This is a genomic window from Flavobacterium sp. SLB02 (assembly GCF_009664855.1).
In the GTDB taxonomy this organism is placed as follows: Bacteria; Bacteroidota; Bacteroidia; order Flavobacteriales; family Flavobacteriaceae; genus Flavobacterium.
This window is the reverse complement of the sequence record NZ_CP045928.1, coordinates 6252427-6278027: the sequence shown is the minus strand read 5'-3', so window position 1 is coordinate 6278027 and position 25601 is coordinate 6252427. Positions and strand designations below refer to the sequence as shown.

Annotated in this window: 24 protein-coding genes and 1 riboswitch; of the genes, 16 read left to right on the top strand and 8 right to left on the bottom strand. The window is 33.9% G+C overall.

Annotated elements, in window-relative coordinates:
- Positions 1 to 5 precede the first annotated feature (5 nt).
- The 3 genes from GIY83_RS24375 to GIY83_RS24365 form a co-directional block, all read right to left on the bottom strand.
- Positions 6 to 3431, bottom strand: coding sequence for a T9SS-dependent choice-of-anchor J family protein (locus GIY83_RS24375; RefSeq protein ID WP_208683918.1), 3426 nt, complete (start codon positions 3429 to 3431; stop codon positions 6 to 8).
- 299 nt (positions 3432 to 3730) lie between these two features.
- The gene (locus tag GIY83_RS24370) at positions 3731 to 4483 is read right to left on the bottom strand and encodes an SDR family NAD(P)-dependent oxidoreductase (RefSeq protein ID WP_194616756.1); all 753 of its coding nucleotides are present in this window, start codon (positions 4481 to 4483) and stop codon (positions 3731 to 3733) included.
- Positions 4484 to 4645: 162 nt separating this feature from the next.
- Positions 4646 to 5014: a hypothetical protein gene (locus GIY83_RS24365; protein ID WP_194616757.1), complete on the bottom strand. Its 369-nt coding sequence runs from the start codon at positions 5012 to 5014 to the stop codon at positions 4646 to 4648.
- Between the two features lie 142 nt (positions 5015 to 5156).
- Between GIY83_RS24365 and GIY83_RS24360 the strand changes: the two genes are divergently transcribed.
- The 3 genes from GIY83_RS24360 to GIY83_RS24350 all read left to right on the top strand — a co-directional run bounded on the left by GIY83_RS24360 (position 5157) and on the right by GIY83_RS24350 (position 6759).
- Complete coding sequence (locus GIY83_RS24360; RefSeq protein ID WP_194616758.1) at positions 5157 to 5735, top strand: pseudouridine synthase; 579 nt, start codon at positions 5157 to 5159, stop codon at positions 5733 to 5735.
- Positions 5736 to 5821: 86 nt separating this feature from the next.
- Positions 5822 to 6277 (top strand): tRNA (cytidine(34)-2'-O)-methyltransferase, encoded by a 456-nt coding sequence (locus GIY83_RS24355; protein ID WP_194616759.1) that lies wholly within the window; start codon positions 5822 to 5824, stop codon positions 6275 to 6277.
- Positions 6278 to 6279: 2 nt separating this feature from the next.
- A complete protein-coding gene (locus GIY83_RS24350; RefSeq protein WP_194616760.1) occupies positions 6280 to 6759 on the top strand; it encodes a hypothetical protein in 480 nt (159 codons plus the stop codon).
- On the opposite strand, the gene GIY83_RS24345 is transcribed toward GIY83_RS24350, so the two are convergent.
- The 3 genes from GIY83_RS24345 to GIY83_RS24335 all read right to left on the bottom strand — a co-directional run bounded on the left by GIY83_RS24345 (position 6756) and on the right by GIY83_RS24335 (position 9827).
- Positions 6756 to 7532: an ABC transporter ATP-binding protein gene (locus GIY83_RS24345; RefSeq protein WP_194616761.1), complete on the bottom strand. Its 777-nt coding sequence runs from the start codon at positions 7530 to 7532 to the stop codon at positions 6756 to 6758. The two genes, GIY83_RS24350 and GIY83_RS24345, sit on opposite strands and share 4 nt — an antisense overlap.
- A 118-nt stretch (positions 7533 to 7650) precedes the next feature.
- Positions 7651 to 8679, bottom strand: a complete 1029-nt coding sequence (locus GIY83_RS24340) for an iron chelate uptake ABC transporter family permease subunit (RefSeq protein ID WP_370514224.1) — start codon at positions 8677 to 8679, stop codon at positions 7651 to 7653.
- Between the two features lie 5 nt (positions 8680 to 8684).
- Positions 8685 to 9827: an ABC transporter substrate-binding protein gene (locus tag GIY83_RS24335; protein WP_208683917.1), complete on the bottom strand. Its 1143-nt coding sequence runs from the start codon at positions 9825 to 9827 to the stop codon at positions 8685 to 8687.
- A 171-nt stretch (positions 9828 to 9998) separates the two neighbouring features.
- Between GIY83_RS24335 and GIY83_RS24330 the strand changes: the two genes are divergently transcribed.
- The 7 genes from GIY83_RS24330 (at position 9999) to GIY83_RS24300 (ending at position 17569) form a co-directional block, all read left to right on the top strand.
- Positions 9999 to 10361, top strand: coding sequence for a DUF5522 domain-containing protein (locus tag GIY83_RS24330; RefSeq protein WP_194616763.1), 363 nt, complete (start codon positions 9999 to 10001; stop codon positions 10359 to 10361).
- Between the two features lie 190 nt (positions 10362 to 10551).
- On the top strand, positions 10552 to 11061 hold the full coding sequence (gene cobU / locus GIY83_RS24325; protein WP_208683916.1) for a bifunctional adenosylcobinamide kinase/adenosylcobinamide-phosphate guanylyltransferase: 510 nt from the start codon (positions 10552 to 10554) through the stop codon (positions 11059 to 11061).
- Between the two features lie 223 nt (positions 11062 to 11284).
- Positions 11285 to 12964: a nicotinate-nucleotide--dimethylbenzimidazole phosphoribosyltransferase gene (cobT, locus tag GIY83_RS24320; RefSeq protein ID WP_208683915.1), complete on the top strand. Its 1680-nt coding sequence runs from the start codon at positions 11285 to 11287 to the stop codon at positions 12962 to 12964.
- Between the two features lie 65 nt (positions 12965 to 13029).
- A complete protein-coding gene (locus GIY83_RS24315) occupies positions 13030 to 13827 on the top strand; it encodes an adenosylcobinamide-GDP ribazoletransferase (RefSeq protein ID WP_208683914.1) in 798 nt (265 codons plus the stop codon).
- Positions 13812 to 14345, top strand: a complete 534-nt coding sequence (gene cobC, locus GIY83_RS24310) for an alpha-ribazole phosphatase (RefSeq protein WP_208683913.1) — start codon at positions 13812 to 13814, stop codon at positions 14343 to 14345. Before GIY83_RS24315 ends, cobC begins: the two co-directional genes overlap by 16 nt.
- Before the next feature lie 67 nt (positions 14346 to 14412).
- A riboswitch (cobalamin riboswitch) is annotated at positions 14413 to 14622 on the top strand.
- A gap of 80 nt (positions 14623 to 14702) precedes the next feature.
- On the top strand, positions 14703 to 16502 hold the full coding sequence (locus tag GIY83_RS24305; RefSeq protein ID WP_229029170.1) for a TonB-dependent siderophore receptor: 1800 nt from the start codon (positions 14703 to 14705) through the stop codon (positions 16500 to 16502).
- Between the two features lie 5 nt (positions 16503 to 16507).
- The gene (locus tag GIY83_RS24300) at positions 16508 to 17569 is read left to right on the top strand and encodes a YncE family protein (protein ID WP_208683911.1); all 1062 of its coding nucleotides are present in this window, start codon (positions 16508 to 16510) and stop codon (positions 17567 to 17569) included.
- Between the two features lie 80 nt (positions 17570 to 17649).
- On the opposite strand, the gene GIY83_RS24295 is transcribed toward GIY83_RS24300, so the two are convergent.
- Complete coding sequence (locus tag GIY83_RS24295; protein ID WP_194616770.1) at positions 17650 to 19125, bottom strand: S41 family peptidase; 1476 nt, start codon at positions 19123 to 19125, stop codon at positions 17650 to 17652.
- A gap of 162 nt (positions 19126 to 19287) precedes the next feature.
- Between GIY83_RS24295 and GIY83_RS24290 the strand changes: the two genes are divergently transcribed.
- The 6 genes from GIY83_RS24290 (at position 19288) to GIY83_RS24265 (ending at position 22594) form a co-directional block, all read left to right on the top strand.
- Positions 19288 to 19797: an RNA polymerase sigma factor gene (locus GIY83_RS24290; RefSeq protein ID WP_194616771.1), complete on the top strand. Its 510-nt coding sequence runs from the start codon at positions 19288 to 19290 to the stop codon at positions 19795 to 19797.
- The gene (locus tag GIY83_RS24285; protein WP_194616772.1) at positions 19784 to 20242 is read left to right on the top strand and encodes a hypothetical protein; all 459 of its coding nucleotides are present in this window, start codon (positions 19784 to 19786) and stop codon (positions 20240 to 20242) included. Before GIY83_RS24290 ends, GIY83_RS24285 begins: the two co-directional genes overlap by 14 nt.
- Positions 20243 to 20255: 13 nt before the next feature.
- Complete coding sequence (locus GIY83_RS24280; protein WP_194616773.1) at positions 20256 to 20783, top strand: DUF4252 domain-containing protein; 528 nt, start codon at positions 20256 to 20258, stop codon at positions 20781 to 20783.
- Position 20784: 1 nt separating this feature from the next.
- Complete coding sequence (locus GIY83_RS24275) at positions 20785 to 21321, top strand: DUF4252 domain-containing protein (protein ID WP_208683909.1); 537 nt, start codon at positions 20785 to 20787, stop codon at positions 21319 to 21321.
- A gap of 162 nt (positions 21322 to 21483) precedes the next feature.
- Positions 21484 to 21882 (top strand): inner membrane protein YiaA, encoded by a 399-nt coding sequence (gene yiaA / locus GIY83_RS24270; protein ID WP_194616775.1) that lies wholly within the window; start codon positions 21484 to 21486, stop codon positions 21880 to 21882.
- Positions 21883 to 22039: 157 nt separating this feature from the next.
- Positions 22040 to 22594, top strand: coding sequence for a hypothetical protein (locus GIY83_RS24265; RefSeq protein ID WP_208683907.1), 555 nt, complete (start codon positions 22040 to 22042; stop codon positions 22592 to 22594).
- A gap of 119 nt (positions 22595 to 22713) precedes the next feature.
- Here the strand turns inward: GIY83_RS24265 and carB are convergent, their stop codons facing one another.
- Positions 22714 to 25569: a carbamoyl-phosphate synthase large subunit gene (gene carB, locus GIY83_RS24260; protein WP_194616777.1), complete on the bottom strand. Its 2856-nt coding sequence runs from the start codon at positions 25567 to 25569 to the stop codon at positions 22714 to 22716.
- Positions 25570 to 25601 lie beyond the last annotated feature (32 nt).

Here is a 25601-nt window from a genome sequence, read left to right as displayed (position 1 = left end):
TACTTTTATTTTTTTATAACCTTACCTTTATAAACAACTTTATTGTTCTCTGTCAAGGTATAAAAATAAATTCCGGATTGTAAATAACTTACCGGAATAGCGGTTGCACTCAAGTCTTGTGTTGCATTTATTTCTACAGAATTTCCAATTAAATGACCTGAAATATCATAAAATTTTAATTTTAGTTTCTTATTATCATTGGTTTTCACTTCAACATTTACAACATCTGTCGCAGGATTTGGGTATGCTTTTACCAGATATCCGTTTTTCAGCTCATAATCAATTATAGACAAGTTTCCTGTTAATTGAAAACGAGCTATTACTGGTCCGTGATCTGATGTTGTCGTGGTATAATTTGCAATATCCGTACGAGGATCATAAACTGCAATTGAATTTTGAATATACTGATCATTCAATTCATTAGAAATCATGATATGGTCTAAAAATCCTCCCGAACTCAGGAAACTATAAGCACCCGCCTTACTAATTTCTAAAGTAAGTGCAGTATAATTTGCGGTATCATCTACAAACATCTTATACGACGAAGGATTTGGAGTAATAACTGATGCTTTCACATCATCATTATAATCTCCTAAAATAATTAAATTAGAATTTGCATAATATTGATCTAAACTATCTTTTAATACCTGAGAATCATATTTACGCTGGTTGTATTTGCTAATATCAGTTCCGCTATTGGCACGAGCATGAAGATCAACCAAATTAAGCAGTTTTTTTACTCCGCCAATATTCGTTTCGATTTGCACCATATAAGGTAAACGTCCCGATGAAAAGAAACTTGAACCACTACCTCCTGGATAATTTGTTAAATTTTTTGTACCTGCACGAACTTCATCATACAAATCTTTGAACATTACTTTTGTAGCTTTGATAGTAGCAGTTTGTGTATTATAAAGAACTACGAGTTTTTGCGGAGGAAAACTAGGATCTGAATTTGGATCCCATGAATATGACCAAGATGTCGAAATTGTTTTATCGAAGGTCTTACCGTTTATATTTATTTTTTGAATTAAAGCATCAATTTGAGCATCACTGGAAACTTCCTGAACCACATATACATCAGCATTTAATTTATTCATGACTTTTGCCACGTTTTCAAGCTGTATCGTTTTGTCTGTGGGTCCGTAAGCCGCCGTTGGGGCTCCAAAAAATTCTAAATTATAAGTAACCACATCAAAAGTATCTTCTTGTGGTAATGAAGATCCGGTGAAAAACCCAATTTTCTTATTTAAAGAAGTTCCTGTTACCGTTAATGCTCCCGAAATTGCAAATGTTTTTACAGAAGGTACAAATCTTGCAAAAATTGTTTTGGTTGCTAATGCATCTGCCGAAGTAACAAAAACACTAGATTGAAACGAAACATTATCCAGCGACAATTGATAATCTGCCGGCGCTGTTAAGGTGATATCACCATAATTTTCAGCCTTAAGTGTAAATGACTGACTCGCAGAAGTATTTCCCTTATTTACTACTCCAAAATTTAAATTAGGATTCGAATCGACATAACCTATTTCATTGGTAATGGCAAAATCATCTATAGACCATTCTGCTGCATTATTTGTTCCTCCGGCTGTTGTTACATAAACCCACGCCAAATACGTGTTGTTGGTTTTATAAGCATCTAATTTGATGTATTGAGATTTAAAATACGATCCTGTTGTTATTGGAAATTTACCATCTAATTCTGTCCAGGTAGCCGTTTCAGGATTGCTTTTACCATCGTAATTAGTAGAAACCATTAATTTTAAATCGCTTCCTGAGTAGAACTTGCGGGAATAAAACGAAAGCAATGCCATTTTATCAAATTTAGCTGTATTGTCTAAACGTAATCTTGGCGAAATCAACCAGTCTTTGCTGGCTCCTGTATCAGAATATCCGTTCATCAATACTGCACCAGCTCCTGAGTTTACGTTTCTTGCTACTGTTGTTGTACTCCATTTATTTAATGGCCCTGCTACATCATATTGCGTCCAGGTACCATTAGTAAGAACATTTGAGTTATTAAAACCTTCCACATACGGATTAGTTCCTATTCCTGTAAGCATAACTGTTTTTGTTGCACCTTTGGTAATTTCATGTGCAATTTGTCCTGAAAAACTTTCAGCCACAGTTGGAGTAAATCTAACATAGACTGTCGGCGTCGCATTAGAAGCAAAATCTGTTGCTGCATATAGTATCGATGTGGCAAAATTGTTTCCGTCTTTCGAAACTGTAAAATTTCCTGTAGCACTTACCGTAACGTCTGTTGAAATATTTGCTCCCTGAATCTGGTAACTTAAATTTTCTGAATTATAATCTTGTTCTACTAATCCAAAGTCAAGAGAAGCAACTGTTGTTGCCAAAGATGGCACTAATACACTTGCAGTAGTCACATCTGTTTTAGTTACATTATCCTGAATATTATTGAAGGGATCTTCAGAAATAGAAAAAACAGAATAGGCAGTATTTAAACTTAATCCTGTAAAGCTTTTTACATATTCCAGAGAAGCATTTGTAATGTCAAGAAATCCAGATTGCAAAGCTGCAATTCCATTTGAATCCTGACCTACTTTTACTTGAGCAATTGTTGGAGCTGTACTTCCGCCTGGTAGTAAAACATAATAAGTCTTACCTATTTCGTCGATTTTATTAACAAAATCAAATCCTTGTCCCAAAATAGCAGCTGCCTTTGGGTAGCCAGTCTCATTACTAGGAGCGGCATCATCTCTTCCAACTATTATATTATCAATTGCAAAAGAAGGACGTGAACCTCCTCCTGATTCCTGTCTTGAAATCCATCTTATTTGAACTAATGGTTTATTTTCGCACTCAACAGGTAATATAATTTTTTTTGTTTCGAGTTTTTGATCTTTTACACCACTCAACTGATTTTCGGTATTATTTCTATACGCTGTTGCATCTAACGTAACAAAAGGAGTGTTATCTCCAATTCTGTATTGCAAAACCATTTCATTAATCCTGCTATTAGTCGTTTTTGGAGGAATATCATAAGGATTTCTAATCGTCATTGCATCATACTGAACCGGTATAGCAGTTTTACCTATAGTTGAAAAAGCAAAACCAAGTGTAAGATTTAGCGCACCTGTATTTAGAAAACCAATTTTTCCATCATAGTTATAAAAACTACCAGCAGTATTCGCAGCATCTTTACCAGCTATTATGGTTCCGTTAGCTGTTAGAGTAGCATCAGTAACATATGAGGTTTGACCTGCAGTATTACCACCCGCAACCCATCCCTGAAAACCAGGCAAAAAGTTTGTACCATCTATTGGCCAGGTACTAAAATCTTGTTTATAAGGCAATTTTAAAATTGGGTCAGGCATTATAATCTGCGCCAGAAGATTTCCAGAACAGCAACAACAAAAAATTAAAAGTGCCATGAGGTGGCGTACAGAGTAAATGTTTTTCATACGTTGAATAATAGAGTTTTTAGAAATCAAATTTATATCCTTTAAAGTTAAGAGAATATTGTTAAACCTTAAACTTATCGTGTCCAATTTTATAAAAATTCGCTAACTAAATTCACTTTAAAGCCGGATTAATTAAACATTTATCAGACAAACACTAGCTTTACAAAATTATATGTTATTGAAAGAATTTACTTCAATCAAAATAATTAACAAGATAAAACTTATTTTAAGTACCTGATTAGAAATAAAAAAAGCTACCTCAAATGGAGATAGCTTTTCTTAATTTATAGTAAAAAACTTTAGATTGCAGTATAACCACCATCTGCTATTATATAACTTCCGGTTGTGAAAGAAGATTTTTCAGAACTTAAAAACACTACTAATTCTGCAATCTCTTCGGCAGTTCCTAAGCGGTTCATAGGTGCCTTTGCGGCAATAGCTTTCATTGCATCATTATTTAAATGATCTTTTAATAAGGCGGTTTCAATGTATCCTGGCCCAACTGCATTACAACGAATATTTTTCAGCGCATATTCTGCTGCAATATTTTTGGTTAAACCTACCACTCCATGTTTTGATGCTGTATAAGCAGGACTAAGCGGAGCGGCAACCTGACCGTGAATAGAGGCAATGTTTACAATACTTCCTCCGCCATTTTTCTCCATTTGTTCTAATTGGTAACGACAGGCATAAAAAACTCCGCTTAAATTCAGCGCAATTACTTTATCCCAGGCTTCGGGTTCATATTCTCCTGTTGGTTTTGCGGGGCCTCCCATTCCTGCATTGTTACAGGAAATGTCAAGTCGGCCGTATTTAGAAACGGTTACTTCGACCATATGTTTATTTTCGCTTGCACTGGATGAATCTCCTTTTACAAAAAAAGCTTCACCACCTTTGTCCTTTATAAATTTTACGGTTTCCTCGCCGTGTTCTACGTTAATATCTGAAAGTACTACTTTTGCTCCTTCTCGAGCGTAAGCTTCTGCCACTGCACGTCCAATTCCTGAACCTCCACCAGATACAAAAGCTACTTTGTTTTCTAAAAGTGCCATTTTTAATATATTTAAAATTTGTACTACAATTTACGAAGATCCACAGGGACGACCAATCTCAAAATCAAGTTTAAAATAACATTAACGTCGTTTGCCAATCAAATGTTATTTTATAAAAAAACGGCTAAATTCAGCAAGATATTCACTATTTAAAGACAGGACTTACTCCTCATCTAATTTCATGTTTCCACGATCTTCATGACTTTCAGGATTAGAATTAGGATAACGATTGGGTGTGATGTCTGAATTTCTGTCTTTATTCTCTACCGTTTTTTTTGCCTCTTCATCTGATGCAACTCCGCGATTTGCATTCGCACTAGATTTTTCATTATCTTTTACTTCTTTTATATCCTCATTTTCATTTCGGGCTCTGTCTACTACTTTTTTGTTTCCGTCAGTATCTGTAACAACTTCTTTTTTTAAATTCGGATCTTCTGTTTTTCCATCGTGCGAGATGTTTTTCCCTTTAGATTCATCTATATTTTTTTGTACTCCATTTATCTTTTTCGATCCTAAATTATTAGCTTCCATAATTTTGTATTTTAGTGTTAGTATTATAATATTACGAATTCTTAGGATGAAAACTAAGTCCTTTAACATTGCATTTGGATTATTCCATCAATATTTTAATTCCATCTGAAACAAAACTATCTTTGCAGTCAAAAAATACGGCATGCATCAACATTTTATTCTTTTTAAACCTTACGGCTATCTGAGTCAATTTATTTATGAATTAAAAAGAAAGAAAAAGCTTTTGGGAGAATTATATGATTTCCCCGAAGGTACAATGGCTATTGGCAGGCTTGACGAAGATTCTGAAGGATTGCTTTTATTGACAACCGACGGAAAAGTGAGTGAACAAATACGAAGCAAAAAAGTCGATAAAGAATATTATGTTCAGGTTGACGGCATTATTACTCCGCAAGCGATTGAAGAATTGCAAAAAGGTGTAGAAATTGGTTTTGATGGCGGCAAATACAAAACGAAACCCTGCTCTGCTTTTATTGTAACCGAAATTCCTGATTTTGGACCAAGGGCAAAAAAGATACGGGACGAACGTCACGGACCAACTTCATGGGCATCAATAACGGTAAACGAAGGAAAGTTTCGTCAGGTGAGAAAAATGACCGCTGCTGTTGGTTTTCCTACTTTAAGATTGGTTCGTGTTCGTATAGGAAATGTATATTTGCAGGATCTAAAAGCCGGTGAGGTTTTAGAAGTTCCGGATTTTTTCAAATTAGAAAAATTTTAATTAGACAATGTGTCAATTTGATAATTTGATAATTATTAAAAACTCATAATTCTTAATTCTTAATTCATAATTCATAACTCAAAAAAATGCTAAACGTTGTTCTTGTAGAGCCTGAAATACCAAATAATACTGGAAATATTGGACGATTATGTGTGGGTACCGAAAGTAGGTTGCACTTAATTCATCCGTTTGGATTTGTAATTAATGATAAAAACCTAAAGCGTTCCGGTTTGGATTATTGGGTACATCTTGATGTTACCGAATATCAAAATATTGAAGAATGGATTCAGCAAATTCCGGATCAGTCACGCGTTTTCCTAATGAGTTCTCACGCTGAAAAATCATATCTGGAAACTGATTTCCAGGATGGAGACTGGTTGGTTTTTGGAAAAGAAAGTGTTGGATTAAGCAAAGAGGTTTTAGCTCGTTTTGACAATCATTTAACGATTCCGATGTCCAAATTAATCAGAAGTTTTAATATTGCGAATTCTGTGGCTTTTGTAGTTGGCGAAGCTAAAAGACAAATTGGATTGAAAATCTAAAGATGAGACCTCTAATAGACGCAAATAATCTAAACTATTCTAAAGAAACTTTAATTTATTACACAAGGACAAATATTCTTTTGAGGATATTACTTTTAATTGGACTTGCTGTTGCTGCAATATATTATTTAAACCAGAATCTCTCTACTGTATCGCTTTTATTGTCGGGTATTTTTCTATTTCAAATCCCTTACTTAGTTAAAGAAATAAAGAGAATTGATGAAATTCAGTTTAGAATTAATTCGAAAGGAATTCAATACCGAAATTTAATTCTGGTGCCGTGGAGTAATATTGAAAATGAAAGAGTGGTTACTGAGTATGTAAATTCCGAAAACAGCAATGATTATTTCATTTATTACATCATTGATTCAGGTCAGGTAATGAAATTTGATCTTTCAAAATTAAGTACGGATATTAGTGAATTATCGATCACTCTTAGAATACACAGAAATAGATATAAGAGAGAAAATAATATAGTTTAAGTAATTACAAACTTCCCTTTTTCTGCATCAAAAATAATATGTTCGTCTTTGAACAAATTGGCAAAACTTCCGTTTGAAATTAAATTACAAGGTTCATCCTGAACAATCAACTCTGGTGTCATAATGATCATTTCGTCGCTTAGCTGAATCGCTAAGTCGATGTCATGGGTCGAAAACAAAATACATTTTTGAGTTTCCTGCGTTAGTTTTTTCAGCAATTTAAACAATGAAACTTTGTGTAATAAATCAAGATGTGTTGTGGGTTCATCTAAAATAATAAGCGGTGTATCTTGTGCCAATGCTCTTGCTATTAGGACTTTTTGCAATTGTCCGTCGCTAATTTCGTAATGTTTTTTTTGAGCCAGATGTTCGATTTGAGTCAATTGTAATGCTTCCTGGACTTTCTCGATATCGGTTGGAGTCAAAGTGCCAATCCAATTCGTGTAAGGCTGACGGCCTAATGCCACCAGTTCGAAAACGGAAAGATTACTTGGCGGCAATTTTTCTGTTAAGACTAAACTTAAATTCTGTGCTAAATCAAGAGGCTTATAGGTATTTATATTTTTATCGTTCAGAAAAACATTTCCTACCAAAGGTTCCTGAATTCCTGTAATGGTTCTTAGTAAAGTCGATTTCCCGATTCCGTTTGCTCCTATTAATGAAATGAGTTTTCCTGCAGATAAGTTCAAATTAAGATTCTCTGCAATAACCACAGTTGATTTCTTGGACTTATAGCCAATGCTTAAATTTGAAGTTTTTAGGATTGATTTCATCTTTTAAAGTTACTAAGATTCTGAGATGCTAAGTTTTTTTTGTTACAGATTATAAGATTAAAATGATTTATCAATCTGTGCAAATCTGTTTAATCCGCTTAATCTGCGGGCCAATTATTTACTGAAAATTTCTTTTGCGCATTAATAAATACACTACAACGGGTGCTCCAATTATTGATGTTATGGCATTAATAGGCAATGTCGTATCTAATCCCGGTAATTGTGATGCCATATCACAAAATAGCATGATTATACCGCCGTAAAAAAATGTGCTCCAATATAAAACGGAGTGATTACTCGTTTGAAATGTCAGTTTTGCGATATGCGGAACCGCTAAACCTATAAAGGCTATTGGACCTGCAAAAGCGGTAACACTTCCGGCTAAGATACTTGTGGCGAATATGATGATCAGTCTTGCCTTTTTATAATTCAATCCCATGCTTTTAGCGTAATTTTCGCCAAGAAGTAGTGCATTTAGCGGTTTGATGCTGCTAGCGCTTAAAAGCAAACCAAAACCAACACAAAATGCCAGGATAGAAATAGAGGTCCAGGAAAGGTTTCCGAGGCTTCCTAATGACCAAAAAGTAAATTTTTGTAACTGTTCTGCCGAACTAAAATAAGTTAAAACGCCCACGATAGCGCTTGTAAAGCTACCAAACATAAGTCCTATAATTAGAATTGCCATTGTGTTTCGTAAACGCTGTGCTACTAACAAAACCAGCATTAAAACCAAAACACTTCCTAATGTTGAGGCAAATACGATTCCGTACGGGGACAATAAAATTACGTTTAAAAACGAGGGTAAAAAACCTGCTCCTAAAATTACAATGGCTACGGCTAGTATTGCTCCGGAACTTAATCCTAAAACATCCGGGCCCGCCAACGGATTCCTAAATAAGGTTTGCATTAAAAGTCCGCTTATAGACAAACCTACACCAACTAGCATTGCCGTAATTGCTTTTGGCAAACGATAATTAATTATGATATATTCCCAGGTCGATTTACTGGCCTGACCTCCTGTTAAACTCGTACATACTTCTTTGAACGGAATAGTAATAGAGCCCAGACTAATGTCCAGAAAAAACATAAATAAAAGTGCTAAACCAAGTACTGAAAACAGGATTATATTTCGCTTTTTATTGATCAATACGCTTAGTTTAATTTTGATGCAAAAGTAAATTCATAGCTTGGCAATAGATCAGGATGAAAAATCTTGATATAATCTTTTAGCACTAAATCCGGACGACTTGGAGCCAATTCATAATAAACGGTTCCTCCGGTTGCGCCGTATTTACCTTCGAATGTATAAACGTTTTTATTTTTAAAGGCATCGAACTGACTGTAATGCGGATTTGTCTTTTCTATTTCGGCTAAAGTTTTAAACGATCCTGAAGCAATCCAGAAATTGGCAGTTTTGGCTTTTACCAATACTTTTTCAAAGGATAAACCTTCGCTTCCCGTTCCTTTTAAATCTGCCCATAAATAATTAGCATGGGCATCTTTCATAAACTGTGCTACCCAGCTATTTCCTTTGGCTACATACCAAACATCTTCGTACATAGAACCGTATAAAACAGTTGAAGTGGCAGGTTTATCGGCCACTAATTTTTTGGCCTGATCGTAACTCAAAACAATTTTATCAAATAATTCTTTGGCTTTGTCTTCTTTACCAAATAAAGCCCCGTAAAGTTTGATCCATTCTGCTTTTCCTAGTGGAGACTGCTCCATCCAGTCGGCTTGAATTAAAACATTTAAACCACTTTTCTTTAAATTATCCAGCGCTGGATTATTATTGTCTACACCAAAAGTTACAATCAAATCCGGAGACAATTCGATTAATTGCTCGATATTTAACTTTTCGTTTTCACCAACATTTTTAACTGATCCTTTATCGATTAGAACTCTTGTTTTCTCAGATGAAACATAATCAGTATGAGGAAATCCGATCAATTTATCTTCGACTTCTAACATTTCAAGAAACGGAATATTGGTTGTTGAGGTTACTACAACAGATTCTAAAGGAACTTTTATTGTGGTATATTTTTGTAAGCTGTCCGGAACTTTCGCTTCTTTTTCTTTTAGAACATAAGTAAACTTTGCATTGGCATTTGGCCACGGTTCTGTTACGGTTACAACTGAATACCCATCGTGCTTTACGATAGATAGGCCAGATGCGTATTCGATACTATTTTTTGCATTGGCAGATTTTGCAACAGTTTCAGTTTCATTTTTTTTACATCCTACAAGAAGAAAAAAAGGTAAAATAAAAATCAATTTAGAGAATAAATGTTTCATATATAGGTTATCTTATTTTAAGGAATAGTTATTGATTTCATGATTTTGACATTTAATTTAAATCATCACCATTTCATCATTTACGTTTTGATAGTGACAAAGGTAACGCAATTTCTATTTTTTTTATTTACCTTTATTCTTACAAAACGCAACAAATACCACTTTTAACCTATGAATAGCATAAAAACAAAAGTTTGTTCCAGCTGCGAATCTTCTTTTACTTGTGGAGATATTTCAGCAGAAAGCAAATGTTGGTGCAATGATTTTCCTCCTATTTTTAATCTTTCTGAAGGTGGCGATTGCCTCTGCCCGGTTTGTTTTAAAGAAGCTTGCGAAGACAAAATTGATGCTTATGTAGAAACGATTACACCTCAAAAAGCGCTTAAAAACAAAGCTATAACTTTATCCAAACAGGAAAAATTAATTGAAGGAATCGATTATTATATTGAAAATGGCAATTATGTTTTTAAAACATGGTTTCATCTAAAAAGAGGCTCTTGCTGCGGAAATGATTGTCGTCATTGCCCATATTAAAAGTTATGAGTTATGAATTATTAGTTATAAATTTATAACTGTTTTTTTTAATGCTATTGGTCTTTTGCGTTAGGGATAGCAGCGGTATCTTTTTATTTTTTTCTTTAAAAAATAAAAGATATAGCGGATAGCCCGACCGTAGGGAACGCCATAACAATTCACAACTTACAACTTACAATTCACAATTATAATGATTTACTTAATTACAGGAGGCGAACGATCAGGAAAAAGCAGCTATGCGCAAAACCTGGCTTTACAACTTTCAGATTCACCGATTTATGTGGCAACGGCAAGAAAATGGGATACTGATTTCCAGAACAGAATCGATCGCCATCAACAAGAACGTGATGAACGATGGACGAATATTGAAGAGGAAAAGTATTTAAGTAAAATTGATTTTACCGAAAAAATAGCCTTGATCGATTGTGTAACGCTCTGGCTGACCAACTTTTTTACAGATCATCAATATGATGTGAATTTAAGTCTGGACGAAGCTAAAAAAGAGTTTCTTTCGATTGCCAATCAAAAAAATGCCACACTAATTATTGTCACCAACGAAATTGGAATGGGTGTTCATGCCGAAACTCATATTGGCAGAAAATTTACCGAATTGCAAGGCTGGATGAATCAGTTTTTGGCATCTAATGCTGATGAGGTGTTTTTGATGGTTTCAGGGATTTCGGTTAAGATAAAAGGCTGACAATGGCAATTTCAAAAATCAATGTCAATGTCAATAAAAAATCTCAAATTTTAAAATCCCAAATTCCAACGCTATACTTTATCTTTACTTAAATATTAAAATTTCACATTAAAATAATTTTTGTCATTGACATTGAAATTGTCATTGATATTGAGTTGGAATTTGGAATTTATATTTTGGAATTTTCCACATATTTGGAATTTAAAAAAAATGGAATTTAATAATGAGCTACTTAGATGATATTTTAAAATCGCGCCGGGATACCCGACATTTTACTGCCGATGAAGTTCCTGATGAAGTAATAGAGAAAGCTTTACAGGCCGGACATTGGGCACCATCTGTTGGTTTGACTGATGCTACGCGCTATTTTATCATTAAATCTGATGAAGTTAAAACGGCTGTAAAAAATCTGTTTTTAGATTACAATAAAAAAGCAGAGGAACTTACCGATAATCCGGAACAAAAGGAGCACTATAAAACCTTGAAATTGGAAGCGATTGAAGAAGCACCAATCGGGCTTATTATTGCTTATGATCGATCGGTTCTCAATCAGTTTACGATTGGGACTGTAGGCAGTAACGAAGCGGTAAAATTTAGTTCGGTTTGCGCTGCCCAAAATATCTGGCTTTCGCTTACAGAGCAGGGTTACGGCATGGGTTGGGTTTCGATTTTAGATTATTATCAGTTTAAAAAGATCCTTGATTTACCTGAAAATATAGAACCTTTGGGTTATTTCTGTATTGGAAAACCAGCAACGAATTACGATAATCAACCTATGTTGCAGCAGTTACATTGGAAACAAAAATCTGAAGCTCCGATTTGTACAGAAATTAAAAACGTTACCGAAATTCCTGTTTTAGATTTTAATCTAAAAGTTGAAAAATCAGCTGAACCAAAACCTGATTTCACTAGACTTTTACAGGAAAAAATAGATTCTAAAACCAAACCTATTGGTTCTTTAGGAACTCTGGAAAAGCTGGCTTTTCAGATGGCAACGGTTTTTGAAACTCTGAATCCAAAAATAACAAATCCTAATATTGTGGTTTTTGCCGCAGATCACGGCATTGCCAATCATGGCGTGAGTGCTTATCCGCAAGATGTTACCCGACAAATGGTGGGTAATTTTCTCGAAGGTGGTGCAGCGATAAATATTTTCTGTAATCAGAATGACATTCAATTATCGATTGTAGATGCTGGTGTAAATTATGATTTCCCCACCAATGCGAATTTAATTCATGCGAAAATTGCAAAAGGAACGCAGTCGTTTTCACACATTCCTGCTATGAGCGAAACCGAATTACAGTTGTGTTTCGATAAAGGAAAATCGATTGTTGAGCACATTGCTAAAACCGGTTCTAATTGTATTGGTTTTGGCGAAATGGGAATTGGAAATACTTCTACAGCTTCGGTTTTAATGAGCCTTTTAACGGGTTTACCTATCGAAGATTGTGTTGGAAAAGGAACTGGAGTCGAAAATGAAAAACTACTTGAGAAACAAAATATTCTAAAAAAAGCGATTGAAAATTATTCCGGTCAAGCCGAATTAAAACAACAGCTCTCCTATTTTGGAGGTTTTGAAATTATACAAATCGCCAGCGGAATGTTGACCGCTTTTGATAATAAAATGCTAATTTTAGTTGATGGCTTTATTTGCAGCACCGCATTTTTGATTGCTTTTAAAATAAATCCTGACATTAAAAATAACGCCGTTTTCTGTCATTGCTCTGCCGAGAAAGCGCATCAAAAACTTCTTGATTACCTAGATGCAAAACCTATTTTAAATCTTGATTTACGTTTGGGCGAAGGAACTGGATGTGCAATTGCTTTTCCAATTTTAAAATCGGCTGAAACTTTTTTGAATGATATGGCAAGTTTTGAAAGTGCGGGGGTTAGCAGGAAATGAAAAAAGTCGCAGTTTGCAGTTTCAGTTTGCAGTCCTAATCGTAAATATATAATCACAATTCTTAAATGAAAAAAGAACTACATATTTTCTTTACCTCTTTAATGTTTTACACCAGAATTCCTTGTCCCAAAAACATTGACCATCATCCTGATTATTTAAACAAAGCCACTCGGTATTTCCCTTTGATTGGCTGGATTGTGGGGAGCATTTCTTTTCTGGCTTTCTATCTTTTTTCGTTTTTTCTTTCAACAGAAACAGCGGTAATTTTTGCCCTTGTTGTTTCTGTTCTTACTACCGGAGCTTTTCACGAAGATGGCTTTGCAGATGTTTGTGATGGTTTTGGTGGCGGCTGGACCAAAGAAAAAATCCTGATTATTATGAAAGACAGCGCGATTGGTGCTTATGGAGCTATTGGTTTGGTTTTGCTTTTTTTATTAAAATTCAAATTGCTTTCAGAATCTGTTTCGCTTTTTAAAGGAGATAATTCTATTGCACTTATTCAGGTTTTTATTTTGTTTATTTCTGCTCATGCTTTGAGCCGTTTGGCTGCCATCTCTATTATTTTTACGCATGAATATTCCAGAGACGATGCTTCGAGTAAAAGTAAACCTATTGCAAAAAACCATAACTGGAAAGAAATTTTCGGTTCGTTTTTCTTCGGATTACTTCCTCTTTTCGTTTTCTCTTATTTTCAATATAAATTCCTTTTGGCTTTAACTCCGGTTTTTATAACGCGATTTTTTCTTGCGCGTTATTTCCAGAAATGGATTGATGGTTATACTGGAGACTGTCTTGGTGCAACACAACAGGTTTGCGAGGTTGTTTATTATTTAAGTATTCTTTTGATATGGAAATTTATCTAGTTCGTCACACCGAAACGATTTGCGAAAAAGGAGTTTGTTACGGACAATCTGATGTAGATTTGGCAGAACCTTTTGAATCTGTTTTTGAAAATATCGTTTCGCAATTACCTCCTGAAGCAATAATTTTTTCGAGTCCACTAAAACGTTGTGTCATTTTAGCTGAATATATTCAGAATCATATTAAAACAATTGCATTTGAAAAAGAAGATCGTTTAATGGAAATGAATTTTGGCGATTGGGAAATGAAAAACTGGAATAAAATTCCGCCGGAGCAACTTAATCCCTGGATGGAGGATTTTGTAAATATCAGGGTTTCAAATGGCGAATCGTTTGTTGTATTACACGAACGAGTGGGGATTTTTTTATCTCAAATTTCAAAAGAAATAACAAAACCTATCATTATCGTAGCGCACGCAGGAGTAATACGTAGTATTTTATGTCATCACACTTCGTTGCATCTGAAAGATGCCTTTAATAACAAAGTAGATTTTGGTGAGGTAATAAAAATAGCACTTTAAATACCTTTTTGTTTAGATTTTGTCCTTAATAGTCAAACAAATTAGAAAATTCGATATTTTTAACTTTATCTTTGCAACCAATTAAGGTTGTGTTTTTTCGAAACACATTAAAAGGGAATCAAGTAATAATCAAAATCTTGAGCTGTACCCGCAACTGTAAGCTTAGTTCTAAAAAGAATGTTTGTTGTTAACTCTAATACCACTGCTCGCCCCGGCGAATGGGAAGGTAAACAACAAGACGCAAGCCAGGAGACCTGCCTTTGTAACAAATATCGAGCTCTCGGGAAAAAGAGTTTAGAAATTATGACTTTAAAAAAACTTTTCGCATTTTGTTTATTGCTGTTGTGCCAAATTATTATGGCGCAGAATGATACTATTACCAGCTTGAAAGAAGTTGTAGTTTCTGATGCTAATCTAAAAAAATACTCCGCCTCCCAATCGGTTTTAAAGCTCAATGATTCTGTCATTAATAAAAATGAAGCTTTATTAACAGATTTACTAAATTATAATTCTACTATTTACTTTAAAGAATACGGACGCGGAATGCTTTCGACAGTTGCTTTTAGAGGTACAACTGCATCGCAAACGGCTGTTATCTGGAACGGAATTAATATTAATTCTCAAATGAATGGAAGTACGGACTTTAATACGATTGCAGGATCTGACTATAATTCTGTAAGTGTAAAAGCTGGTGGAGGAAGTGTTATATATGGCAGCGGAGCGGTTGGAGGAACCGTGCATTTAAATAATGACCTGAGTTTTTATAAAAGATTCGAAAACAATTTAAAATTAGATTACGGAAGTTTCAACACGATTGGAATAAATTTCAAAACTAATATTTCGAACAAAAAATGGAGTGCACAAATTGGCTTTTCTAAAAATAGTTCGACAAATGATTATAAATATCTAAATAGTTATACCTGGAAAGGTGAACAGCGCTGGAATCAAAACGGGCAATACGATATTATAACAATGAGCGCCAATGTGGGTTATAAAATTGATGCAAAAAACACTCTGAAACTTTACAGTCAAACATCAAATACAGACAGAAATACTTCATTAGTAACAGAAAATGAAACTAAAAGTAAATACATAAATGGTTTCAATCGAAATTTATTAGAGTATGATGGTGATTTTGGTAAATTCAAAACTAATTTCAAAACAGCTTATATTTTTGAAAACTATCAATACTTTGCCGATAACACAAAAGATTATTATAGTTATGGTAAAACCGAGAGTTTAATTACAAAGCTAGATTTAGGATATACTCTTTTTAAATCGACACAAATAAATGGTATCGTAGACTACAATAGAACAAAAGGTTACGGAACTAGTTTTGGGGATCACATTCGCGAAATCAGTTCTGCTTCGTTACTTGTAAAACAAGATATTTCGACCGATTGGAAAAGTGAATTTGGTATCAGAAAAGAATTTACAGATAACTATGAATCACCGCTTTTATTTTCTCTGGGATCTACGTATCAATTGAGTAAGTTGTACAATTTAAAACTAAATGTGTCAAGAAATTTCAGAATCCCAACTTATAATGATCTTTATTGGAGTCCGGGTGGTAATCTGAATTTAAAACCTGAAAGTTCTTATCAGGCTGAAATTGGAAACGTTTTTACATTCAAAAACTTTTCTTTTACCCAGACTTTTTATTACCTCAAAATAAAAGATTTATTGCAATGGGTTCCAGGTAAAAACGGAATTTGGTCCCCACAAAACACTGACAAAGTAAACAGTTATGGAACTGAAACCTTATTGAGCTGGAAACAGCAATTTGGCAAAAACTATTTTGGAGCAAATGCGTCTTATGCATATACAGCCTCTAAAGATGAAGAAACTAAAAACCAACTGTTCTTTGTTCCATATAACAAAGTTACTGCCGCTATTTCTTATACCCGAAATAGAATTAACTTCTATTATCAATTTTTATATAATGGTTTTGTCTACACCAGAGCAGATAATAATCCGGACGAAATTATAAACGATTATACAGTCTCAAATCTGGGTATCAATTATGATTTTAACTTTCTGGATTCTTTTAAACTGGGCTTTAAAGTTTTAAATCTATTCAATAAAGATTATGAAGGATATGAAGACCGACCAATGCCTGGCCGTAATTTCAACATGTATTTAACTCTAAAATTTTAATATTTATGAAACTTAGTAAATTACTTTTAATAGCGCTTAGCATTTCATTATTTGCTTCTTGTTCAAGCGACAATGATGACAACGATACTGATGAGCCAAAAGGACAATATGAAAATGGATTTTTCATATTAAATGAAGGAAGTTCCGGACAAGGAACTGTTTCTTTTTCAAGCAATGATTTTAGTGTCTTCGCAAAAGATGCTTATATTGCAGCTAACCCAAATGATAAAATTGGAAAGTTTGTTCAAAATATTTTTTTTGATGGTGATAAAGCTTATATCATCGCAGGTGGTTCTAACGTAATTAATGTTGTAAACAGATACACATTTAAATTAATTGCAAAAATAGAAACAGGACTTGCTAATCCAAGATATGGAGTTGTTAAAGACGGGAAAGCTTACGTTACAAACGCTAATACCTACTACAACTTTGAAAAACCAGAGGAAAACCCTAACGGAAATACGGATGATTATGTAGCTGTAATTAATTTGGCAACTAATACTTTAGAATCTAAAATTGAATTAAACGCTACTGCCAACAGAGTAATTTTAGAAGATGGTAAATTATATATTACTGAACCTCTTAACAGCAATAAATTGTTAGTTGTAGACATTGCAACAAAAAAATTAGAAACATCTGTAGAAATAGGCTACAGCTCTGATTGTATCGAAGAAGAAAACGGGATTTTATATATTTTAAGAGGTCCTTACCAACAAAGAAGTGAGATTGTAAAAGTAAAACTATCAGACAAATCTGTTTCTAAAATTACATTCCCTGAAAGTTTAGATGGTGCTTCTTTAATGGATATTGAGGATAATAAAATTTATTATACAGTAAATAGTGCAGTGTATACTATGGCTCTAAATGCCACGGCACCTTCTACAACAGCAATTGTTACTTCAGAAGCAGGATACTTATATGGATTTGCAGTTAATGACAACCGCATATATATTGCAGATGGAAACTTTAAAGCAGATGGTAAAGCATACATTTATAACCTAAGTGGTGAATTACTAAAAACATTAACTACAGGAGTTGGATCAAACGGTTTCTACTTTAATGATTAATTCCTAGCTATAGAATTGGTTTTTGGATATTCTATATTGCTAAAAAAGGCTTTCATTTCTGAAAGCCTTTTTTATATTTATTATTTTAATGATCTTAAAAGTCCCTCCGGAGCATCTTTAACATACATCTGATTTCTGATACCATCCATTGCTTTGGTATCTGTAAAATTCTTTAAAACAATACCTTTATCCAGTTGCGCTTTTTTACCCGTTGCTCCTGTAATTTGCGAAATAGCAACACTTAATAACGGTTCTGATGTATCACCTAAAACTCCCAGATTAGTAATACGCTCTAGTTGTTCATAAGTTGGTTTTAATCCATCTGTATACTCTCCAAAATCAGCAGCATTTACTATTTTTAGCACCAAAGGCTGCATAGCGTATTTGTGATTTAGATTTCTTTTTGCTTTTCCAAAAGTTGGAGAATCATATAAAGTAACAGAACCAACGTTTTTACCCACTGTTGTTTCCCCTATCTGAACTACTGAAATATACGGCACCAAACCATTTATAACTAATTCACTCGCAGAAGCTGTACCTGTAGTAGTTAGAATATATACTTTAGACAAGTTTAAACTGCTTATTGCCGCTCCATCTACTTTGTCTACAAAACGATTATTTAGATATTCCGGATTATCAATTTCAAAAGCTGCATTTATTTTTGCATTCCATTTTTCCTTAGCAAAAATCTTGTCCGTAAACTGACCTGTAATCATACTTGCCAAACGCGTTGCAGTTTGTATAGAACCGCCGCCGTTATATCTTAAATCCAAAACAAGATCTGTAATTCCTTGCGATTTCAATTCGGCGAAAGCAGCATTTAATTGCGCATCGTAATTGGCATAAAAACCATTATACATTAAATAACCAATTTTATGACTACCTGAAGTAATCACTTTATTGATAAAAATAGGATTTTCGTCTAAAGTTGTTTTTACTAAAGAAACTGTTTTTCCATTAGATTCAAAACTTGTACCATTAAAATCAGCCATATTTAGAGTATAACTATCGGCTGCCAAAAGAGATTGATAGTTTGAAACGGTAAGTTGAGTTCCATTTATTGCTGTAAAAAGATCTCCACGTTTTATTTGTTTTCCTGAAGCATCAGAATTAGGAATAATATAACGTACATAACCCACTAAATCAGTTGTACTATTAGGCTTATAACTTAATCTAAAGTCGACACCATTATTTTTTGTAGTTCCCTGAAGTTCCTGTTCTAAAACAGTATAATCAGATACAATCCAACTAAAGCGATCAATTGCCTGACCTTTTGGAAATTTGCTAATAGGTTTATTTAATAAAGCCTGGAATAAATCTTCCGGTTGAGAATATCCTCGTAAAAAAGAATTTAATAATTCCTGATTATTATTAAAACGTTCATCGGCTAAATTAGGTACATCGGCTTGCCATAAATAGTATTGATTTAAGCCTTTCCAAATAAAATCATTCACCTGCAAATCAGCCGGAGCGGCAACATCATCCTGATCCTCACAAGACTGCAAAGAAAAAGCAAGTAAAAATAATAACAGTACGCCCTTTAAAATTGTTTTCATATAGTAGGTATCTATGTAGTATTAACGTAAAAATAGTATCTTTAGTTTTAACTATGATATTTTTAAAGTGTTTTTTATTATAAAAAAAATTATACTCTGCTGTAACAAAAATAATAGTGCCTCGTCTTGACTATATAAGCTAACGAATAACCAACCAATTTTATGAATCAGAATGTGTTTATAGAATTAATAAATCCTTTTAAAGACAAAGTTTTTCGTCTGGCAAAAAGATTATTAACCAGTACAGAAGAGGCCGAAGATGCTACGCAGGAAGTAATAGTTAAATTATGGAATAAAAAAGAAAATTTAGACAGCTATAATAGTGTCGAGGCACTAGCGATGACAATGACAAAAAATTATTGTCTGGATCAGTTAAAATCGAAAAGAGCAGGAAATCTTCAAATTGTACATAATAACTATACCGACCGGGAACCTCAGTTGGATAAAAAATTAGAGGATTCGAATAGCTTAGAATGGGTGGAGAAAATTATAAGTCAGTTGCCCGAGCAATTACAAATATTAATTCAGTTACGCGATGTTGAACAATATGAATTTGATGAAATTGCTAAAATTGTCAACATGAATGAAACGGCTATTCGGGTAGCACTTTCGAGAGCGAGAAAAAAAATTAGAGAATCAATGGTTAACACACACAGTTATGGAATTCAATAAAATAGAAGATCTATTAGAAAAATACTTTCAGGGAGAAACCAGTATTGCAGAGGAAAAAGAATTAAAAGACTATTTTTCTTCACCAAATGTTGCGCAGCATTTAAAGCAATACAAACCTATATTTGGTTATTTCTCTCAGGTAAAAGAACAAAAATCGACGCAGGACATACCACTAAAAACTAAAAAACGAAATGTGGCGTGGTTATCGATAGCGGCTTCTGTTGTTGTTTTACTAGGAGTTGGAACCTATTTTTATGTAAGCGAAAAAAATGCAGCTCTGGCTGTAGCGCAAACAGAACTAGGAACCTATGATAATCCGGAAGAAGCATTAGCAGCAACTCAAAAAGCTTTAGCCTTATTATCAAGCAATGTTAATGTAGGTATTGGAAGTGTACAATACATTAAGGAATATGAACAATCAAAAAATAAAATTTTTAAACAATAAAACATCAATCAAAATGAAAAATTTCATCATAACACTAGTTTTCGCATTCGTTACCACTACTTTTTATGCACAGGGTGCATTTGACAAATTTGATGGTCAGGACGATGTAACCTCTGTAATTGTAAACAAAAAAATGTTTGATTTAATGAGCAAAGTAAAAGCTGATCCCTCTGATAAAGAAACACAACAGTACATTAATCTCATTAAAAAATTAGACAACTTAAAAGTGTTTACTACTAAAAATCCTAAAATTGAAGCTGATATGAAAGCCTCTGCTGACAAATATGTAAAAACGGCAGGATTAGAAGAATTAATGCGAATTAATGATGGCGGGAGAAACGTTAGAATATCTGTAAAATCAGGAGCATCAGATTCTCAAATAAGAGAATTATTAATGTACGTTGACGGGGCGAAAAACGACGAAACTGTTTTATTATCATTAACAGGTAATTTTGATATCAACGAAATTTCAGTACTTACAGATAAGATGCAACTTCCTGGTGGTTCTGATCTAAAAAAAGCCTCTAAAGGCAAAAAATAAGATGAAAACCAACATTTTTACCTCAGCCCTTTTAGTATTACTGACTTTAGTAAGTTGTAATTCTGATCCTTCGTTGCAAAAATATTTTGTAGAAAACACAGATAACAAAAATTTTATTGCTCTTGATGTTTCTCCAAGTATTTTAAACGTAGAAAAAACAAAATTATCTGCAGAACAAAACGAAGCTTTAAAATCATTTGACAAGATGAACATTCTGGCTTTTAAAGCGAACACTACCAATCAGGTTCAATTTGAAGCAGAAAGAGCCAAAGTCAAAGCGATTCTAAAAGATCCTAAATACCAGCAATTGATGAGTTTTGGCTCAGGTAAAGATGGCGCGTCAATAAGTTATGTAGGTTCTGATGACAACATCAAAGAGTTTGTAGTTTTTGCCAATAGAAAAGAAAACGGATTTGCAGTAGTGCGTGTATTGGGCGAAAACATGAACCCAAATAACATCATGACTTTAATGTCTGTTTTAAGAGAATCAAAAATCGACATGGAACAATTGAAACCTTTACAGCAATTGGTTAAATAATACATCTATCTTACTTTAAACGAGAAAGCTCCATAATTTTGGAGCTTTTTTTTATATAACATTTTTAGAAGATTATACTGAATAATACTTTATTTGAATTGCTTTGATATGAACCTAATTTATCTATATTTGTTATTAACCAAAACATGAAAATAAATTAATATGGTACAAAAAACATCGAATGCCTTTATAGCGGCATCATGGGTAGCTCTTGGAGCAGGAATGGTTGGATACATCGTTGGACTTGCTAGAGCCGAAATGCTACTAAATGAAAAAGGATATTACTTTACAGTTCTAATGTTTGGTCTTTTTGCTGTAGTTTCATTACAAAAAAGCGTTAGAGACAGACTTGAAAAACTTCCCGTAACAGATATTTACTACGGAATTTGCTGGTTCGGAACACTTTTATCAATTGTACTATTAGCTGTTGGACTTTGGAATGCTACCATTTTACCAAGTGAAAAAGGTTTTTACGCATTTGCATTTTTATTAGCATTGTTTGGCGCTATTTCAGTACAAAAAAATACGAGAGATAATATGGCATTTAGCCAAAATGAGTAATCTCTAGCATTATAATCAAGCAAAAACAACTTCCAGGTCAACAAAACGAAAAGCTCCATTATTGGAGCTTTTTTATTACAAAATACTGTACTGCAAAATTTAATATTAACAAAAATTAATCTACATTTATCCCTTAATTAACATCTAAAAATCATTGATGAAAACTACTTTAAAAACCCTATTACTTTTTTTAATTCTTTTACTAAACAGCTGTTCTAGCGATAATAACAGCGAAGAAAATCCTGAAACCCCTACTTCACCAACCTCAAAATTTGCAATGACAGCAAAAGTTGATGGCACATTGTGGGAAGTCAACAATCCTTTTAACTCAAATTTTGCCACAAAGCCATTATTTGATTATTATCCTGCAACAGAATATATTCAACTTGTAGGAAGAAAAGGATTAGAAGAAATTAGACTTTACATTAAAAGAAGCGATCTTAAAATAGGCAGCTATACTATTACTAAAAGCACATATGACGCCTCAAAAACACAGATTGAAGTTTCGATGGCTTTGAGTAAAGAAAATATGCAGGAGGTAATTGAAGGAAATATATCAATAACTGCAATTGATTTAAGTGCAAAAACCCTTGCAGGTACATTTTCATTTAGTTGTGTTGAAGACGATTCAAAACCTGTAAGCGCTTCAAACCCTATTACAACAAAAGTAACAGATGGTACTTTTAATTTTAAATATGATTTTGCTTATTAAGAATGAAGATTGAATGTTGCAAAACTATACCTGATCTCTTTTTAAAGAATCAACATACCATAAAACTAAAAAAGCTCCAATTTTCATTGGAGCTTTTCTTTTTATATTAGAATTTGAGATTATTTACTCAAATACATTTTTCTTCTAGAGTACAATTCGTAGAATTGATCGTCTTTTAAGTCATCAATAAACAAGATACTTTCTCCTGTCGATTTCATCTCTGGTCCTAATGCTTTGTTTACATTATGGAATTTACTGAAAGAGAAAACCGGTTGTTTGATCGCATAACCTTTTAATTGTGGGTTAAAATCAAAGTCAGTTACTTTATTATGACCTAACATTACTTTCGTAGCATAGTTTACATAAGGCTCTCCGTAAGCTTTTGCAATAAATGGTACCGTTCTTGACGCTCTAGGGTTTGCCTCGATAATATAAACTGTATCGTCTTTTATCGCAAACTGAATATTGATTAGACCAACTGTTTTCAGCGCTCTTGCAATCTTTTTAGTATGATCTTTAATTTGTTGCATTACGAATTCTCCTAAGTTAAAAGGAGGCAATGTAGCATTACTATCTCCAGAGTGAACTCCGCAAGGTTCGATGTGCTCCATAATTCCTATGATATACACATTACCATCAGCATCACAAATTGCATCAGCCTCAGCTTCGATTGCTCCGGCTAAATAGTGATCCAGCAATAATTTATTTCCTGGAATCGTTTTCAATAAATTGATAACGTGTTCTTCTAATTCTTTTTTGTTGATTACGATTTTCATTCCCTGACCTCCTAATACATAAGAAGGACGAATCAATAATGGAAAATCTAAAGTATCAGCAAGTGCAGAAGCTTCGTCAGCCGTTTCAGCAATTCCAAATTGTGGGAAAGGAATATGTAGTTCTCTCAATAAATCTGAGAAACGTCCTCTGTCTTCTGCTAAATCAAGTGCATCAAAACTAGTTCCGATAATTTTTACTCCGTATTTAGATAATTTTTCAGCCAGTTTCAAAGCTGTTTGTCCACCTAACTGTACAATAACACCTTCTGGTTTTTCATGCTGAATGATATCGTAAATATGTTCCCAGAAAACTGGTTCAAAGTATAATTTATCAGCCGTATCAAAGTCAGTTGAAACCGTTTCAGGATTACAGTTGATCATGATTGTTTCGTAACCACATTCTTTAGCAGCCAAAACTCCGTGTACACAAGAATAATCAAACTCAATTCCTTGTCCAATTCTGTTTGGTCCTGAACCCAGAACTATAATTTTCTTTTTATCGGTTACAATACTTTCGTTATCTACATAACGCTCACCATTTGCTTTTTCGATTTCAGCCTCAAAAGTAGAGTAATAGTAAGGTGTTTTTGCCTTAAACTCAGCCGCACAAGTATCAACCAATTTAAACACACGGTTAATGTTTTGATCCATACGTAAAGTATGCACTTCACTTTCTAAACAGTTTACCATGTGAGCAATTTGTCTGTCGGCAAAACCTTTTTGTTTCGCTTCAAGCAAAAGTTCTTTTGGAAGATTAGATATCTTATAGTTCGAAATTTCTTTCTCTAAAGTATAAAGTTCCTCGTATTGTTTCAGGAACCACATATCGATTTTAGTAATTTCATGAATACGGCTCAACGGAATTCCCATTGCGATAGCATCATAAATTACAAAAACACGATCCCAACTTGCAAAAGTTAGTTTCTCTATAATCTCTTCGTAGTTTTTATATCCTTTTCCGTCAGCACCTAAACCATTTCTCTTAATTTCAAGAGATTGAGTTGCTTTATGTAATGCTTCCTGAAACGAACGTCCAATTCCCATTACCTCACCTACAGATTTCATCTGAAGACCTAAAGTTCTGTCGGCACCTTCGAATTTATCAAAGTTCCAACGAGGTATTTTTACGATTACATAATCCAAAGTTGGTTCAAAAAGAGCCGAAGTCGATTTTGTAATCTGGTTTTGCAATTCATCTAAGTTGTATCCTAAAGCCAGTTTAGAAGCTATTTTAGCAATTGGATATCCAGTTGCTTTAGAGGCTAAAGCAGATGAACGAGACACACGAGGGTTAATCTCGATCGCTACGATATCTTCTTTTTCATCTGGCGAAACTGCAAATTGTACGTTACAGCCTCCTGCAAAATTACCGATACTACGCATCATCAGGATGGCATAGTCACGTAATTTCTGGAATGTTGTGTCTGATAATGTCATTGCTGGTGCCACCGTAATCGAATCTCCAGTATGAATTCCCATTGGATCCATATTTTCGATCGAACAGATGATGACAACATTATCATTTTTATCTCTTAAAAGTTCTAACTCATATTCTTTCCATCCCATCAAAGCTTTGTCAATCAAAACTTCGTGAATTGGTGATGCTTCAAGTCCGCGAGTTAAAAGCTCATCAAAATCTTCTTTTTTGTAAACAATTGCTGCTCCAGTTCCTCCAAGTGTAAACGAAGGACGAATTACAAGCGGAAAACCAAATTCCTGTGCAATTTCTTTTCCTTCTAAGTACGAAGTAGCTGTTTTTGCGGGCGCAGTTGGTACATTAATTTTTTCTAAAAGCTGTTTAAACTGCTCTCTGTCCTCGGTAATATTAATAGCGTTTACGTCAACTCCAATTAATTTTACTCCAAAATCCTGCCAGATCCCTTTTTCTTCAGCTTCCAAACATAAATTCAAAGCCGTTTGTCCGCCCATTGTTGGCAAAACAGCATCAATTTGTGGATGTTCTTTCAGAATCTCAATAATCGATTTTGTAGTTAAAGGTTTCAAATATACATGATCGGCCATTGTTGGGTCGGTCATAATAGTCGCTGGATTTGAGTTTATCAAGATAACTTCAATCCCTTCTTCACGAATAGAACGAGCAGATTGAGATCCTGCATAGTCAAATTCGCAAGCTTGACCAATAACAATAGGTCCTGACCCTATTATTAAAACTGATTTTATTGATGTGTCTTTAGGCATTTTGTATGTATTGTGTAGTTATTATATGTATT

Excerpts from the sequence above, each read along its gene's own strand:
- GIY83_RS24285 (WP_194616772.1), top strand. The coding sequence starts at position 19,784 with ATGGAATTCAATAAAATAGAAGATCTATTAGAAAAATACTTTCAGGGA.
- GIY83_RS24350 (WP_194616760.1), top strand. The coding sequence starts at position 6,280 with ATGAGACCTCTAATAGACGCAAATAATCTAAACTATTCTAAAGAAACT.
- GIY83_RS24355 (WP_194616759.1), top strand. The coding sequence starts at position 5,822 with ATGCTAAACGTTGTTCTTGTAGAGCCTGAAATACCAAATAATACTGGA.
- GIY83_RS24275 (WP_208683909.1), top strand. The coding sequence starts at position 20,785 with ATGAAAACCAACATTTTTACCTCAGCCCTTTTAGTATTACTGACTTTA.
- cobT (WP_208683915.1), top strand. The coding sequence starts at position 11,285 with ATGAGCTACTTAGATGATATTTTAAAATCGCGCCGGGATACCCGACAT.
- GIY83_RS24330 (WP_194616763.1), top strand. The coding sequence starts at position 9,999 with ATGAATAGCATAAAAACAAAAGTTTGTTCCAGCTGCGAATCTTCTTTT.
- GIY83_RS24300 (WP_208683911.1), top strand. The coding sequence starts at position 16,508 with ATGAAACTTAGTAAATTACTTTTAATAGCGCTTAGCATTTCATTATTT.
- GIY83_RS24360 (WP_194616758.1), top strand. The coding sequence starts at position 5,157 with ATGCATCAACATTTTATTCTTTTTAAACCTTACGGCTATCTGAGTCAA.
- yiaA (WP_194616775.1), top strand. The coding sequence starts at position 21,484 with ATGGTACAAAAAACATCGAATGCCTTTATAGCGGCATCATGGGTAGCT.
- GIY83_RS24370 (WP_194616756.1), bottom strand. The coding sequence starts at position 4,483 with ATGGCACTTTTAGAAAACAAAGTAGCTTTTGTATCTGGTGGAGGTTCA.
- cobC (WP_208683913.1), top strand. The coding sequence starts at position 13,812 with ATGGAAATTTATCTAGTTCGTCACACCGAAACGATTTGCGAAAAAGGA.
- GIY83_RS24365 (WP_194616757.1), bottom strand. The coding sequence starts at position 5,014 with ATGGAAGCTAATAATTTAGGATCGAAAAAGATAAATGGAGTACAAAAA.
- carB (WP_194616777.1), bottom strand. The coding sequence starts at position 25,569 with ATGCCTAAAGACACATCAATAAAATCAGTTTTAATAATAGGGTCAGGA.
- GIY83_RS24315 (WP_208683914.1), top strand. The coding sequence starts at position 13,030 with ATGAAAAAAGAACTACATATTTTCTTTACCTCTTTAATGTTTTACACC.
- GIY83_RS24335 (WP_208683917.1), bottom strand. The coding sequence starts at position 9,827 with ATGAAACATTTATTCTCTAAATTGATTTTTATTTTACCTTTTTTTCTT.
- GIY83_RS24375 (WP_208683918.1), bottom strand. The coding sequence starts at position 3,431 with ATGAAAAACATTTACTCTGTACGCCACCTCATGGCACTTTTAATTTTT.
- GIY83_RS24305 (WP_229029170.1), top strand. The coding sequence starts at position 14,703 with ATGGCGCAGAATGATACTATTACCAGCTTGAAAGAAGTTGTAGTTTCT.
- GIY83_RS24280 (WP_194616773.1), top strand. The coding sequence starts at position 20,256 with ATGAAAAATTTCATCATAACACTAGTTTTCGCATTCGTTACCACTACT.
- GIY83_RS24265 (WP_208683907.1), top strand. The coding sequence starts at position 22,040 with ATGAAAACTACTTTAAAAACCCTATTACTTTTTTTAATTCTTTTACTA.
- GIY83_RS24295 (WP_194616770.1), bottom strand. The coding sequence starts at position 19,125 with ATGAAAACAATTTTAAAGGGCGTACTGTTATTATTTTTACTTGCTTTT.
- GIY83_RS24345 (WP_194616761.1), bottom strand. The coding sequence starts at position 7,532 with ATGAAATCAATCCTAAAAACTTCAAATTTAAGCATTGGCTATAAGTCC.
- GIY83_RS24290 (WP_194616771.1), top strand. The coding sequence starts at position 19,288 with ATGAATCAGAATGTGTTTATAGAATTAATAAATCCTTTTAAAGACAAA.
- cobU (WP_208683916.1), top strand. The coding sequence starts at position 10,552 with ATGATTTACTTAATTACAGGAGGCGAACGATCAGGAAAAAGCAGCTAT.